The sequence below is a fragment of the Streptomyces sp. ISL-99 genome (assembly GCF_018614005.1).
GTDB classification, from domain to species: Bacteria; Actinomycetota; Actinomycetes; order Streptomycetales; family Streptomycetaceae; genus Streptomyces; species Streptomyces flavidovirens.
Genome location: NZ_JAGGPC010000022.1, coordinates 74913 through 88727 on the forward strand (window position 1 = coordinate 74913; position 13815 = coordinate 88727).

Sequence of the window (13815 nt, forward strand, 5' to 3'; positions counted from 1 at the left end):
AGTGCTCCTGACGGTTGGGTTGCCGGTGCCGGACGCGCGGGGCCTGGACGGTCCGCTCTCGCGGGGCACTACGGACGGGCCCTGAGGGGAGTGCCCCCGCGGGCGGCCGAGTCGGCGATGAGTTCGCACAGGTGCAGGTCGAGAATCGCGTCCTCGGGAGGGTTCGATACGGTTTCCTGCCCCCTGACGGCGCCCACGAAGGCTCGGGCCTGCTCGTGGAACGCGGTGTTGTTCTCGAAGGTGTGGGGTCGCGGGGCGCCCTGCCGGGGAAAGTGCAGCAGATGCCCCGGGTCGTCATCGCCCGGCATCATGTCGAGGCTCCCCGCCGAGCCGAGGATGCGTACACTCCAGGCCGAAAGGGCGGCGGGTTTGACGTAGCCGGCCGTCGCGGTGCAGAGCACGTCACCGGCGAAGGTGAGGGTGGCGACGCAGGTCTCGTGCTCCACGGCGCCGGGGTGGGTGTGCACCTTGCGGTTGCTCACGGCGGCCACCGTCAACGGCATGCCGAACAGCCAGCGCAGAGGGTTGAGGAAGGCATAGCTCAGGTGGGTGACGAACATTCCTCCGCTGCCGGCCTGGTCGTAGTACCAGGAAGCCGGATCCTGATCGACCAGAGCGGTGCTCTGGATGCAGAGCACCTCGCCGACGGCGCCCTCCCCCACCAGCGCGGCGGCCCTGCGCCACACCTCCTTGTACCGTGCCTCGTACCCGGCCTCCACGACCAGTCGGCGCTCGGCGGCAAGGCGTCGTACCTCCCGGGCGGCGGGGAGGTCAGCGGCGAGGCAACCGCCCACCAGTACGTGCAGCCCGTTCTCCAGGGCCCACCGCACCACGTCGTCCTGGACCCGGTGGGGTGCCTCTACGAGTACGGCGTCAGGAGCGGTCGCCATCAGCTCCTGGTAACGGCCGGAACTGAACCCGACGTCGAATCGCGCGGCGAACCTCCTCGCGCGCTCCGGGCGGCGCGAGGCGACGCCGCAGATCTCGACCCCCTCGACGTCGGCGAGGGCCTGCGTACGGACGGCGGCCATCCGTCCGGCGCCCACGACAGCCACCCGCATACTCACCCTCCCGCCACGGGCGAAGCCGGCCACCGTGCCTCTGGCCGGCCGCATCGGCTCGCAGCCGCCGAGGCGGTCGCCCGGGCGTGGGTCCGCCGGGCCGTCACGTCGACGGCCCGTCACCGGCCAGTCGTTTGTAGAGATCACGGGATCTGTCGTAGTTGAGGCTCTGGTCGAAGTCCCGCACGACCGCGGCGCGCGCGGCTGCGGAGATTCGAGCAGCCAGCCTCGGCTCCGCGAGGAGCCTGAGGACACACTCCGCCGCCGCGGCGGCGTCTCCAGGGGTGGCCAGCAGCCCCGTCTCCCCATCCCGGACGATCTCGCCCAGCCCCCCGGTGTCCGCCGCGACGAGGGGCGCTCCGCACGCCATCGCCTCGATGGCGACCAGCCCGAAGGGTTCGAGGCGCGAGGGCATGAGGACCACCGAGGCTCTCCGGTACAGGGCGCGTACCGTGTCCAAGGCCGAGAACGGGTGCCAGGTGACACGGTCATGGAGGTCCAGCTCCCGCAGCCGCCGGCGAACGGGGGCCTCCAGCTCGCCCACGCCCATGATTTCGAAACGGACCCCGGGCCGGACCGCCCGTACGGCGGCGAAGATCTCGGGCAGCAGGTCGAAACCCTTCTGCTCGTAGAAGCGGCCGATGTACGCGACGGTCTCGGGCTCGCGCACCGAGGGGTCGGCCGGCGGGCGGAAGAAGTCGGCATCCGTACCGTGGTGAATCACGTGCGTTTTCCCGGCGGTGAAGGGAAAACGCGTGGTGAGGTCCCCGGCCACTGAGGCGCTCACCGCGACCACCGCGTCGGCGTGCGCCAGGGCGGAGAACTCCATCTCCCGCGAGAACGCGCACGAGACATCGTCGAATTCGCCGATGTCCCACGTCAGGGGCAGGTGGCAGGTATAAACCAACGGCACCCCCTTCTTCCACAGCTCCTGCGAGACGACGATCCCGGGCCAGTCATGGCACACGACGACGTCGTAGCGACGCCCACCCGACCGGCGCGCCAGTTCCCCGGAGGCATAGGTCCGCAGTTGGTCCCCGTCGAAGGCAGGCAGGTGCACGGATCTCGTCCTCAGCGGTGACGGGCCGAGGTAGAAGAGGTCGACATCGTCCCCCTGGTCCCGCTGATGGGTGATCAGGGCCTCCATATACGTCCCGAGACCACCTGTGGTCTCGGGCGGGTATTCGTTGGAGAAGTGCGCGACGAGCATGTGTACCTACCCCGCGGTGGTCACGGTGTCCGGTGCGTACAGCAGCCTCCCGGAGGCGGGCCGCCGCACCAGGCAAACGCTTGTTCGCCTCACCGTCAACGCCTCCCCGGTGGGAGATGGCCGGAACGCAACGGGTCGGCGTACGAGCGAACGGGGCGGACTGCTTCGGCGAGGAGGGACCGCGCGGTGCGGGATGCTCGTACAGGGTCCGGTCCGACTGGCGAGATTCCACCGCCAGGATCAACTGTCGGCGGAAGGGAACACGGGCGGCATTGCATCATGCGCGTGCTGCTTGCTGAAGGCGAAGGCCGCGCGGCCGTCCTGCCCCTGGGGGGCGGCCATGGCGGACGGTGAGCGGCGGGCGGGCCGGGGCATGGTGGACCGGTCCGAGGGGTTCGGTGAGCGGCTGCTGGGTGTGCTGCTGGACCGGGCGCACGAGATGCCGCCGCAGTTGATCGCTCCGCTGATCGCGGAAGAGGTGGCCGGGATCGGCGGCCGCGACGTTTCGATCCTTCTGCAGGACTACGCGCAGGAGCTTCTGGTGCCGCTGCCGGGCAGGAGGCTCCTGGTGGGCGAACCCGAGGTGATCGGTGATTCTCCGGCCGGCGCGGCCTTTCTGCACGCCTACACCGACCGGTTCTTCCAGGCCCGGCGCCGCGAACCGATGAGCGTCGCCGCGGAGAGGCAGTGGTCCCTGCTGCCCCCGCTGACGATGTCCGTACCGCAGCTCGCCGTGTCGGGAGCCGTCGAGCCCGCCCACAGCATCGCCGGCGACAGCTTCGACTACGCCCTCAACGACAACATCCTCCACGCGGCCGTCATCGACGCGATGGGCCACGGCCTGGACGCGGCCACCATGGCGACCGTGGCGGTGGGCGCGTACCGGCATGCCAGACGCTCGGACCTCGACCTGTCCGACATTTATACGTTCATGGACCGGGCCATCGCCGAGCAGTTCGGGCTCGACCACTTCGTCACCGCGCAGATGATGGACCTGGACATCACGACCGGCGTTCTGCAGTGGGTCAACGCCGGCCATCCGCCACCGCTGCTGATCCGCAACCGGCGGGTCGACCGGGATGCTGGAAAGCCCGACCACCCTGCCCGTCGGCTTCGGCGGGCAACGCCCTCCGATCAGCGCGTACCAGCTCCAGCGCGGTGACCGGGTGCTGTGCTGCACCGACGGCGTCATCGAGGAGCGCGACGCCGACGGAGAACCGTTCGGCGAGGAACGGCTCATCCGTTGCGTCAACAGGGTCGAGCACACGAACCACGGAGTACGGTCCAGGTCGCTGTGGCTGTCCCGCGCGCTGAAGCAGGAACGCGGCGGCCACACCAGCGACGACGCGACCCTCTTCCTCATCGAGCGGCACGGGAACACCGCCGACCACCTCGCCGTCCTGGAATGACCGGAAGCAGCAGGGGGTGCGCCCGTGCCCGTTACCGATCAGCGTTCCGACAGCTCCGACGGGGCCTCCTGGACAACCCAGCCGTTGCCGTCCGGGTCTTCGAAGGACATGAACGAGTTCCAGGTGTCACCCTTGCCGTCCTCCCAGCCCGTCGCGCCGACATGGCGGACCGGGGACACGTCCACGCCTCGGTCCAGCAGCTCCCGGCGGGCCGCCCCGATGTCCGTGACACAGATCTGAAGGCCCTGCAGAGTGCCCGGCGCCATCGTCTTCATACCGGGAGCCTCGGGCATCCCTTGCAGCATCGCGATCGAACACCGCGAGCCGGGCGGGGTCATCTGGATGATGCGCATTCCGGGAGCGACCTCGTCGTCGAGATCGACCTTGAAGCCGACCTTGTCGGCGTAGAACTCCTTGGCCCGGTCCAGGTCGGTGACCGGGACCGGGACGACTTCGAGTGTCCAGTTCATGGAGAGTCTCCTCAGAAACATCAGCGGTTCTGGCCGAACCGATCGCCTTGGGTGAAGCCGCCACCGACCGTACGGGTCCGATCGCGCACACCAGGGCGGGTCCACCGTATTTGCCGGGCCCCGGGAACAGGAGGAGGACGGCACGGTTGCCGCGGAGCTCTCCGGGAGCGGTACGACCGTGCCGTCAGGTGCACGGAGCTGTAGTGGCCTTGGCCGAGGAGGGTAGACGCTCTGGAGCCACTGGTGGACGAGAACTTCAGGGAGCGTGCCATGAATGTCAAGGCGACCGGCTGGGCCCGCACCTTTCCGGCGGGGCAGGGCGTGCGCACGGGCCGGGAGTGGACGCGTCGTCAGCTCAGTTCCCTCCCCTGGGCCGCTGAGGCGCCCGAGACCGTGGACGAGATCGTCCTGGCGGTCTCCGAGCTCCTCACCAACGCGCACTTGCACGCGCACAGCGACGCCCAGCTCGTGCTGACCTGGGACAACAACTGCCTTCACGTGAGCGTCCACGACGAGGCCGCCGCCATGCCCGCGCCCAGGGAGGCGGACGCGGGCGCCGTTTCGGGGCGAGGTGTCAGCATCGTGCGGTCTCTCGCCGACAGTTGGCACACCCATGCGCAGCAGCACGGGAAAACCGTCACCGCCTGCTTCAAGCCCCACTTCCAGCCACAACCGGGGCAATGAGCCCGCCGCCCCGACGAACAGCCCGTCCCTCGTGGGGGGAAGCGCGCTGTTCGTCGGGGCGGCGTGGCGGTTCAGTTGGCGAAGCGGTCTGCGAAGTACGTCAGGCCGGAGGGTCCGCCCAGGGACGTCGAGCCGAAGGTCGTCGAGCCGGTGGCAGTGATTCCGCTCGTACCGGCCTTGAAGAGCCAGACCGAACCCGCGCCGTCGTTCTCGGCGAAGGCGCCGGCGATCAGTTCGGCGCGGCCGTCGGCGTTGCTGTCCGTGAGGTGTACGGAGCCGCCGAACTGGTCGTGCGATTCGGCGGTCCCGGGAACGCCGTCCGTGTCCTGGGAGAAGCTCTTGGAGCCGGTGCCGGTCAGGCCCGTGGCGGAACCCCGCAGGACGGTGACCGTGCCGGCCGCCGTCTTGCTGCCGAGCGCCTCCGACGAAGCGCCGACGGCGACATCGGCGTATCCGTCGCCATTGGTGTCACCGGCGGACAGGCTCCAGCCGAAACGGTCGCCCTTCTCGGCCGCACCGGGGACGCCGGACGTGTCCTGGGTGATACGGACCGGAGTGCGGGTGGACAGGCCGGTGGCGCTGCCGTACGTCACGGTGATCGCGCCGCCGAGGCCGCCGTTCGGCTCGTCGGTGGCCTTCTCCATGAAGTTACCGGTGACGATGTCGCCGAAACCGTCCTTGTTGACGTCGCCGATGGCCGCCGCGTAGCCGCCGGCGAGCTTGCCGGATGCCTTGAGGCCGGTGGCCCCGCCCTTGTAGAGGACGCTGCGGGTGATGTATCCGTCGCCGCTCGCCTGCTGGCCCATCACCACGAGGTCGGTGGCGCCATCACCGGTGACGTTCCCCGCGACGAGTCGGTCCGCGTTGATGCCGGTCTGATCCTGCGTGTCGATGCCGGTCAGGGCCGCCGCCTTGCCGGTGCGGGAGATGGGTCCCTTGAATACGTTCAGCCCTGGCCCGGCCATGTTGGCGGCGGCGAGGTCGGTCATGCCGTCGCCGTCGAAGTCACCGGCGGCCACGTCCCAGCCGAACTCGTGACGGTTCTCGGGCAGCGGCGACGCGATGTCGGTGCCGGAGGTGAGACCGGTCGCGCTACCCCAGATGACGGTGAGGGCACCGGAGTCGCCGGTGCTGCCGATCTGCTCGGCGTGCACGCCGACCACGAGGTCGGTGTAGCCGTCGCCGTCGAGGTCACCCGCGGTGATGCGGTCGCCGAAGGTGTCGCCCGTCTCGGGGACGCCGGGGATCCCGGGGGTGGCCTGGCTGATCAGGGTTCGCTTCGACTTGTCGAGGCCACTGCTGGTGCCGTAGACAACCGCGACGTACCCGGCATTGGTCTTGCCGTCGACCTTGGCGAGGGGCGCGGCTATCGCGAGGTCGCGGTAGCCGTCGCCGTTGAAGTCGCCCCGCAGTCCGGAGGGTGCGGCTGCGGCGCTGCCGGCTCCGGCGACGATCAGGCTGCCGGTGAGGGCGGCCGCGGCGGCGGTGACGAGGGTGGTGCGGAGGTGCTTGCGCATGCGGGTCTTCTTCTCCTGCGGCATGCCGGATGCCGGGCGGCATCCGAGGTTGACGGATCGGACCGACCGTGTCCGGAGGCGGGCGTGGGCCCTGAGGAAACGTGTCGGCCGGTGCAGAGACGACCGCTGGAGGGGCGCGAAGGTTGTACGGGCCCGGGGGTCGGTTCCTGGATTCCGCCCCCCCCGTGCCGGGATGCGACGTCACGCTGGGTCCTGGGGCACGGTTCCTGCCGGATGCGGCGGTCCCGGACACCGGTCCCCTGTCGGAGACCGGTGTCGCGTGTTCGGTCGGTGTGGGGCGTCCGCGTTACGGCGCGTTGCGTACCGTGCCGGTGAACACCGGGCCCGGCTGCGGTTCCCAGGCCTGGTCGTAGGTGATCAGTCGCGCCCTCAACAGTTCCTTCGGCTCGCTCAGGCGGTCTGTGACGGTGGGCACGCTCACTTCGGTACTCAGCTTGCCGGCGGGGACGGTGACCGGCAGGTACGGGCCCTCCACGGCTTCGGACAGTGGCCGGGCCGGAGCCTGCGACGCCCCGAGGCTGTCCTCCAGCCAGCGCCGGCCGACGTCCATGGTGGACAGCTCCGCGCCGTCGCCGACCGGCAGGAAGGTGAACTCGCCCATGACTTCCGCGTCGGCGACCTCGGAGAGCGAAACCCGCCAGGTCAGCCTCCGGCCCTCGGTGACATCGTCCGCGACGGGCGTGACGCGGACCGTCGGCACCGCGTCGTCGTTCTGTGTGGTCACCCCGCCGTGGTGGGAGCCGACGGCCGCGCCGCGGACCGCCTTGACGAATACGTCGTGTGCGACGTCGTAGCCGTAGCGGGTGTTGCCGTGCACCACGACCGGCACGTCGATATCACGGCTTCCCGGCCGTACCGTCACCGTCCGGTGCGTGACCTCGTCCGTGCCCGGCTTGGCCACGAACACCCTGACCCGGCCGCTGCCGTGCCCGGAGACTCGCACGGGGACACGGTAGGTCCGTACGCCGGAATTGCCTTCCTTGACCGTCAACCGGCCTATGTCGACGCGCGGCAGCGCGGCCGGGCGCACCGCCGGTGTGCCGGGGCTCCAGCCCCACGCGTCCATCAGCCACGCCCGGCCGGACCGGTTGCGCGGGGTCAGTTCCAGTGCCTTCACGTGCTTCAGGTCGAGTCCGGCCCGGACGGCGGCGGACAGTGGTACGCGTATCTCGCGCCCCCAGTAGGAGGCGGTCCGCTCGCTTCCCGGCAGCCCTTCGACGCGTGCCCGGCCAAGGGTCGCGCGGCGGCCGGAGGTGTCGACGAGGGCGACGTCGAGCTGGGTTCCGGTGGTGTTGGGCGGGACGATCAGTCGCAGGGCCAGTGCGCCCGCGCCCGCCAGGGAGACCGGATCCGCGGGGCGCACGGCGACCGTGGAACCCGGGCTGGACCACCGCATCGCGACGGCGTCCCGGCCGGGTTCCGGTGACGTCTCCCAGGAGGCGAAGTGCGGTGACTGCCCGCGCGCGTCGGCCGGCAGGCAGGCGCGGGCCGGTTCCGGATCGACCTGGGCGCACAGCCGGCCGCCGGACACGGTCACCGAGGGCCCCGGCAGGAAGGCCGGCTTACGGTTCGCGCCGACGGCGTGCGTGAGGACCCGCGCGGGGTCGGCCGAGGGCGCACGCCGGCCAGTGCCGTCCAGCAGGGGGCGCACTCTGTCGTCACCCGCGACGAACAGCCGGGCCGCCGCTGCGATGTACGTCGCGCCCGCAGCCTGCTGCTGAGTGGCCGTCAGGCGGGTCTTCGTGCCGGGCGTGCACACCGGGTCGGGCGTTTCGTCGGACCAGAAGTCGTCGTCGGCCGGTGCCTGTGCCTGCCCCGGAGTCCACTCGCTGTTGAAGAAGTTGTGGTTGGCACCGACCATGTACACAGCGCTGTGCAGTGCGGCGCCGCGGCTGACGCCGCGCGTGCCGTCGACGTAGATCTCGCCCTGCAGGTCGGACACGTCGCCGTCACAGCCCGGCAGGATCGTCGTGGAGGGCACGTCCGGGGCGGGGTTCTGCCCGAAAATGGTGGGGCCTATCAGGACGGTGCCGCGGATGTTCCACCGCACGGTGCCCCGGTGTCCGTCCTGATCGGCGGGCGGCCGGTGGAGGCTGTCGAGCGCGGCCCGGTTGACGCCCTCTCCGCCCCGGGAGTGGCCGACCAGCAGCACGCGGGACAGGTCCGCCGACGAGGCCGCGCGCACGGCGGCCGGTGCGCCGGCCCGGTTCGCGGCCCAGTCCGCCCAGCGGGCCAGGTGCAGCCGTACGAGGGACGAACGGGCCTGCGCGCCGCCGTCTTCCGCGAGGTGGTCCTGCCCGTTGATGCCGTTGGCCGAGACGGACAGCGTTACGTAACCCTGCGAGGCCAGGAGCTTTTGGGCCTTCAAGTAGCCCCGGTGGCTCGGCACCGGTCGCGTGCCCGCTTTGCAGGGCCAGTCGCCGCCCTGTTCGTCGCTCCCCGCTTTGAAGCACGTGTAGTGACGGCCGTGCAGGAACAGCGCCAGCGGCCGTCTCCCGGGCGCGTCGGCCGGTCCGACCACCGTGGCGCGCATCTCCACCGGGGCGGGGAAGCCGGGCAACCGCACCGCCCTCAGGGCGTATTCGCCGCTGACGGTGCGGTAACGGCCGGGCACTCCTGGATCGACCGGGTTCGCGGGGAGGCGGGCCTCCTGCCGCGCCGACGGCGGGGCGGAACCTGTCCCGCGGGCCGGGGCGGACCCGGCTGTGTCCAGCCGGCGGCCGCCGGCCATCACCCGCAGCTCGTCCACCGGCCCGATCCGGGCGCCGTCGGCGTCCAGCCGGAACGAACGCCCGTCCCGCGCGGCCGGCGGCCGGCCGAGCAGCCGGTTCCCCGCGTAGAACTCGACCCGTGCGTCGCCCATGGGCACGCGGTCGGGCGATGTCCAGACCAGCTTCTTCCCCGCGCCCGTCCCGGTGAACTCCCAGCCCGGTGGGAGGCGCTCGCCTGCCCTTCCCGGTGGCGCGTCCGACAGGGAAGCGGCGGACGGCTGCGCGTGCGCCGACCCCGGTGACGCCGCTGCCAGCACGAGTAACGCCATCGCAGCGGTCACCACACGTGTAACACGTAGCAAAGTGATCCTCCTGAGCCATCAGTCTCGTCGGAGCACCTCGTGGGTCCCTGGTGCCTCCCTCGCCTCCGGAGGACGGCAACTGAGGGCGCTGGGTTGCCTCATGGTGTGCACTGCGTGGCAAGCGTGCGGTCAGGGCTGCGAGTTGCGCGATGGCGACCGTGATCGTCGACTCGGTGTGGAGGTGTGGTCGGCCTGCGCCTCAACACACGTACCTAGTACGGCAATCTCTGCCCGACTTCGGGCAGGATTGTTGGCTTTGCCGTACGGGCTCCTTAAGATCACGCCTCATGTCCCCGCGAAAAGCACCCACGGATACCACAGCCCCCGTTGTCGGCATACCGCCGCAAGCGCGCACGGCCCCCCGTGTCTCCGGCGCGGTGTGGGTGGCCCTAGCCATCGTCTACGTGCTCTGGGGTTCCACGTACCTGGGCATCCGGATCGTCGTGGAGTCGATGCCTCCGTTCCTTTCGGCGGGCGCCAGGTTCATCGTGGCCGGTCTGCTTCTGACCGCGCTGGTGGCCTGGCGCCAGGGCCTGGTGGCCCTGCGTGTCACCCGCCGGCAACTGGCTTCCGCAGCGACGGTCGGTCTCCTCCTGCTCGTCGGGGGCAACGGTCTGGTCGTCCTCGCGGAGACCTCGGTGCCGTCCGGCCTCGCCGCACTCCTGGTGGCGGCGGTGCCCATGTGGGTGGTCCTGCTCCGCGCGGGTTCGGGCGACCGGCCGCCGCTGTGGACGTTCGCGGGCGTACTGCTGGGCCTGGCCGGCCTGGTCGTGCTGACGGTGCCCGGACTGAGCGGCGAGGTGAAGCTCGCCGGTGTTCTGACGGTCATTGCCGGGACCGTGCTGTGGTCACTCGGCTCGTTCGCCTCCTCGAAGATCCCGATGCCGGCCAACCCGTTCGCCACCAGCGCGTACGAAATGCTCGCGGGCGGCCTGGGCTGCCTCGTGCCGGCTCTGGTCCGCGGCGAGCACCACGGCTTCGACATGGCCGAGATCTCCACCCGGTCATGGATTGCCCTTGCCTACCTCATCGTCTTCGGCTCTCTGGTCGCCTTCACCGCGTACGCCTGGCTGCTGCACACGGCCCCGCTGTCGCTGGTGTCGACCTACGCGTACGTGAACCCGGTGGTGGCGGTGGTGCTCGGCGCCCTGATTCTCAACGAGCGCCTGACCTGGCCGATCACCTTGGGAGGCGCGATCGTGGTGGCCGGGGTCTGTGTCATCGTCAGCACGGAACGCAGGGACTGAACCGGCGCGCGCAGCACGAGCCGTGAGAGCGAGGTGCCCTGCCCGTGCCCGGTACGGCCCGGCCGGTCATGTTAAGTCGGGTCGACCGATGCCGGTCTCGTGCGGTCGCCTACCGTCGATGACGTTCGAGAACCAGGGAGAGCACATGCTGTTTCGTTCCACGACCGAGTCCGACCTCGACCGCGTCGTGTCCGTGAAGACCGACGAACCCATCAGCTGGATTCCAGCCGACCGCTATCTCGTCGAACTCGGCCAGGGGATGTACCGGCCGGAATGGACCTGGATCGCCGAGGACGGCGACCGGGTCGTGGCCCGTGCCCTGTGGTGGGGACAGTCGGGCAGTGAGCACCCGATCGCCCTGGACTGCCTGCACGTCGACGCCTCGGTCGCCGATCGTGCGGCGGTCGCGGCCGAGTTGCTCACCGCGGGTCTGAACGCCTTCGCCGGTCAGGGCGCGCGCAAACTGCCGCTGTACAACCTGACCCTGCCGTACGGCTGGCGCGAGGACCCGGCCGTCGCGGCCGCCCTGGCCTGGCGGCGTAATGCCGCGCTGGCAGCCGGGCTCACCGACGAGGTGGAACGGCTGCGCCTGGAGTGGACACCCGACGTCGGCGTCCCGGCCTCCCGCGGCCGGCTCACCTTCGCCGAAGCCTCGGACGAGGAGTTCCTGCACGTGTTCCAGCGCATCGCAGTAGGCAGCCTGGACGGCGAGACCCGCAGGACCCTGGCCGCCAAGGGGGCCGAGGCGACCGCCCGGGACGAGATGGACTTCTACCTGGGCTGCCCGGGCAAGCGCGAGTGGTGGCGCCTGGCCCGTACGCCCGAAGGGGAGGCCGTGGGCCTCGCGATCCCGTCGGCGACACCGTACAACCCCAACGTCGGCTACCTCGGCGTCGTTCCCGAACTGCGCGGGCGGGGTTACGTCGACGACCTGCTCGCCGAGATCACCCGTGTGCATGCGGAGGCGGGCGCCGAGCTGATCACCGCCACCACGGACACGGGCAACGCGCCGATGGCCGCGGCCTTCGCCCGAGCCGGCTACCGGACCGCTCAGATCCGGATGATCTACTCGGCGCCGGAGTCATGAGACCGGGAGGGTGGCGAGTTCGGTGCGGGAACTGACGCCGAGTTTGGGGAAGGCACGGTAAAGGTGGTGCCCGACCGTGCGGGGGCTCAGAAAGAGCTGCGTGGCGATCTCGCGGTTGGTCGCCCCGGTGGCGGCCAGCCGTACGACCTCGCGCTCCTGCGCGCTCAGCCGGCTGAGCCGTCCGTCCGCGGGGATTCGCCCAAGTCGCCCATTATCACTGGCAGGAGCAGCACGGCGTCCGCACGACCGCGCTGTGCGAACGCGTCCCGTCGTCGCTGTTTCAGTACGAGTTGTGGCGGCGCAGCCGGAAGGGCCGGCCGTCGGGGTCGACGAAAAGGCGGTACAGAGGCATCGAGAGCGCCTTCGCCGGTTGCGAGAGGTCCGGTGGGCGGTAGGTGCGGAGGCGGCCGGGAGGCCGGGGCCCGACCCGGCCGCTGTCGTGCCAGGAGTCCAGCGCGGCGGCGCTCGCCGCGAAGGTGTCGAAGGCGCTCACCGGATCGCAGAGGACGTCCGGCGCGTCAGAAGCTTCGGGTTCCTCCCTGTCCAGGTGCTCGCGCGAAAGCTCCAGTCTCAGGTTCCTGGCGCAACTGCGCGCACCGTCCCCGAGCCCTCCGGGGTCACGCGGCTGACGGGGGTCGGTGCTCGCGTCCAGTACGGCGCAGTCGAGTTCCGAGTCGTGGGTCCAGGAGCGGAGGTTGATGTTGTCGGACCCCACCGACGCCCATACGTCGTCGATCACGCACACCTTGGCGTGCACGTAGACCGGTGTCCCGGCATGGTTCTCCAGCCCGTACACCGCCACGCGCCCCTCACCCGCGCGTCGCAGTTTCTCCAGGGCCGTGATCCGGCCGACCAGGTTCATCGGCAGCGTGATCCGGCCGTCCTGTTCGGGAAAGGAGGGGATGACCGCGACAAGGCGCAGGCCCGGGTTGGTGGCCAGCGCCTCGGCGAAGAACTTCACCACGTGCGGAGACCACAGGTACTGGTCCTCCAGGTAGATGAGCGCACGGGCCCGCCGCAGCGCCTTGAGGTAGCCGCGCGCGATGCTGCGCTCCCCGTCGGGCGCGAAGTCGTAACCACGCAGCAGACGGTTCGGGTAGGTGCGCAGGACTTGGACGGTGTGCGTGCCGCAGGGCCGGGGGTCGGGCAGTTGGGGCGGCAGGGGGTCCGCGTGGGTGTCCTCCCGGTGTGCGCGCTCTCGCAGTCGGGTGATGGGGCTGCGGCTGAGAGGGGCCGGGTCGTCCCAGCGTTCGCGGAAACAGGCTTCGATGTCGCCGACGGCGGGCCCGCGCAGGGCGAGCTGGATGTCGTGCCACGGTGGGTGCGGTCCGTACGCGGCGGAGATGGGCTGTGCCTGGGGGTCGCCGCGGTGGGCGGCGTCATCGTTCCGGTTGCGGCACAGGTCGGTGCCGCCGACGTACGCGACGTCGAGCTCGGGGCGGCCTGGATGCCGGAGCACCACCAGCTTCTGGTGGTGCGAACCTCCTGGGCGCACCCGCATGTCGAGCAGGCACTCGCCGCCCGCCGCTTCGATCTCCTCGCCGAGGTGGCGGTTCTCGGTCTCGCTGAACTGGAAGCGGTCCAGGTGGGAGCGCCAGACCAGTCCTTTGACGATCACACCGCGCTGCGCGGCGTCGGACAGGACGGTGCCGATTTCGGTGCCGTGACCCGCGAGCCGCTCGTCGGGATCACCGCGCCAGTCGGTGAACAGAAGCAGGTCACCGGCGCGCTGCGAGCGGATCGCGGCGAGGAGTTCGCCGAAGTACGTCGCACCGTGGACCAGGGGCCGCACGTGGTTGCCGTCCGACCAGGCCGCTCGGTCCGGGCGGCGCCTGTCCAGGCGGGTGGCGGGGTTACCGCGTTCGCCGGATGTCAGCAGCCAGTCGGTGAGTCCCACGGCATGGCCCTCCGCCCGTTTGATCCCGTCCCTACGGCTACCCGGTTCGCGCCCGCTCATCCGGAGCGGCCCGCGCCGGGCGGGTGTCGGCCGCTCCCGGGCGCCGTACCTGCGGTGAAGGCAGGCGTGTGTCACGCCC

At 70.8% G+C, this 13815-nt stretch carries 10 protein-coding genes and 1 pseudogene; 4 read left to right on the plus strand and 7 right to left on the minus strand.

Annotated features, from left to right (window positions below):
* Window positions 1–68 precede the first annotated feature (68 nt).
* Together J7E91_RS13230 and J7E91_RS13235 are read right to left on the minus strand one after the other, a co-directional pair.
* Window positions 69–1061 carry a Gfo/Idh/MocA family protein gene (locus tag J7E91_RS13230; protein WP_214902659.1) on the minus strand — a complete coding sequence of 331 codons (993 nt, stop codon included), beginning with the start codon at window positions 1059–1061 and terminating at the stop codon, window positions 69–71.
* 103 nt (window positions 1062–1164) lie between these two features.
* Window positions 1165–2271: a glycosyltransferase family 4 protein gene (locus J7E91_RS13235; protein ID WP_214902661.1), complete on the minus strand. Its 1107-nt coding sequence runs from the start codon at window positions 2269–2271 to the stop codon at window positions 1165–1167.
* Window positions 2272–2611: 340 nt separating this feature from the next.
* On the opposite strand from J7E91_RS13235, the pseudogene J7E91_RS13240 reads away from it, so the two are divergent.
* A pseudogene (locus tag J7E91_RS13240) lies at window positions 2612–3680 on the plus strand (PP2C family protein-serine/threonine phosphatase).
* A 38-nt stretch (window positions 3681–3718) separates the two neighbouring features.
* Here J7E91_RS13240 and J7E91_RS13245 read toward each other — a convergent pair.
* Window positions 3719–4150, minus strand: coding sequence for a VOC family protein (locus tag J7E91_RS13245; RefSeq protein WP_214902663.1), 432 nt, complete (start codon window positions 4148–4150; stop codon window positions 3719–3721).
* Between the two features lie 270 nt (window positions 4151–4420).
* Between J7E91_RS13245 and J7E91_RS13250 the strand changes: the two genes are divergently transcribed.
* Window positions 4421–4834, plus strand: coding sequence for an ATP-binding protein (locus J7E91_RS13250; protein ID WP_214903405.1), 414 nt, complete (start codon window positions 4421–4423; stop codon window positions 4832–4834).
* A gap of 71 nt (window positions 4835–4905) precedes the next feature.
* Here the strand turns inward: J7E91_RS13250 and J7E91_RS13255 are convergent, their stop codons facing one another.
* Both J7E91_RS13255 and J7E91_RS13260 read right to left on the minus strand, forming a co-directional pair.
* A complete protein-coding gene (locus tag J7E91_RS13255; protein WP_214902678.1) occupies window positions 4906–6351 on the minus strand; it encodes an FG-GAP-like repeat-containing protein in 1446 nt (481 codons plus the stop codon).
* Between the two features lie 307 nt (window positions 6352–6658).
* Complete coding sequence (locus J7E91_RS13260) at window positions 6659–9412, minus strand: hypothetical protein (protein ID WP_251015602.1); 2754 nt, start codon at window positions 9410–9412, stop codon at window positions 6659–6661.
* Window positions 9413–9732: 320 nt separating this feature from the next.
* Between J7E91_RS13260 and J7E91_RS13265 the strand changes: the two genes are divergently transcribed.
* Entirely contained in the window at window positions 9733–10692 is a 960-nt protein-coding gene (locus tag J7E91_RS13265; RefSeq protein WP_214902684.1) for an EamA family transporter, read from the plus strand.
* A 145-nt stretch (window positions 10693–10837) separates the two neighbouring features.
* Complete coding sequence (locus J7E91_RS13270; protein ID WP_214902687.1) at window positions 10838–11779, plus strand: GNAT family N-acetyltransferase; 942 nt, start codon at window positions 10838–10840, stop codon at window positions 11777–11779.
* Here J7E91_RS13270 and J7E91_RS13275 read toward each other — a convergent pair.
* Both J7E91_RS13275 and J7E91_RS13280 read right to left on the minus strand, forming a co-directional pair.
* Window positions 11774–11974 (minus strand): helix-turn-helix transcriptional regulator, encoded by a 201-nt coding sequence (locus J7E91_RS13275; RefSeq protein WP_214903408.1) that lies wholly within the window; start codon window positions 11972–11974, stop codon window positions 11774–11776. The genes J7E91_RS13270 and J7E91_RS13275 overlap by 6 nt on opposite strands.
* Window positions 11975–12059: 85 nt before the next feature.
* On the minus strand, window positions 12060–13676 hold the full coding sequence (locus tag J7E91_RS13280; RefSeq protein WP_214902690.1) for a phospholipase D family protein: 1617 nt from the start codon (window positions 13674–13676) through the stop codon (window positions 12060–12062).
* Window positions 13677–13815 lie beyond the last annotated feature (139 nt).

Coding starts and splice junctions, on each gene's coding strand:
- J7E91_RS13250 (WP_214903405.1), top strand. CDS start 4,421: ATGAATGTCAAGGCGACCGGCTGGGCCCGCACCTTTCCGGCGGGGCAG.
- J7E91_RS13265 (WP_214902684.1), top strand. CDS start 9,733: ATGTCCCCGCGAAAAGCACCCACGGATACCACAGCCCCCGTTGTCGGC.
- J7E91_RS13230 (WP_214902659.1), bottom strand. CDS start 1,061: ATGCGGGTGGCTGTCGTGGGCGCCGGACGGATGGCCGCCGTCCGTACG.
- J7E91_RS13260 (WP_251015602.1), bottom strand. CDS start 9,412: ATGGCGTTACTCGTGCTGGCAGCGGCGTCACCGGGGTCGGCGCACGCG.
- J7E91_RS13245 (WP_214902663.1), bottom strand. CDS start 4,150: ATGAACTGGACACTCGAAGTCGTCCCGGTCCCGGTCACCGACCTGGAC.
- J7E91_RS13270 (WP_214902687.1), top strand. CDS start 10,838: ATGCTGTTTCGTTCCACGACCGAGTCCGACCTCGACCGCGTCGTGTCC.
- J7E91_RS13255 (WP_214902678.1), bottom strand. CDS start 6,351: ATGCGCAAGCACCTCCGCACCACCCTCGTCACCGCCGCCGCGGCCGCC.
- J7E91_RS13235 (WP_214902661.1), bottom strand. CDS start 2,271: ATGCTCGTCGCGCACTTCTCCAACGAATACCCGCCCGAGACCACAGGT.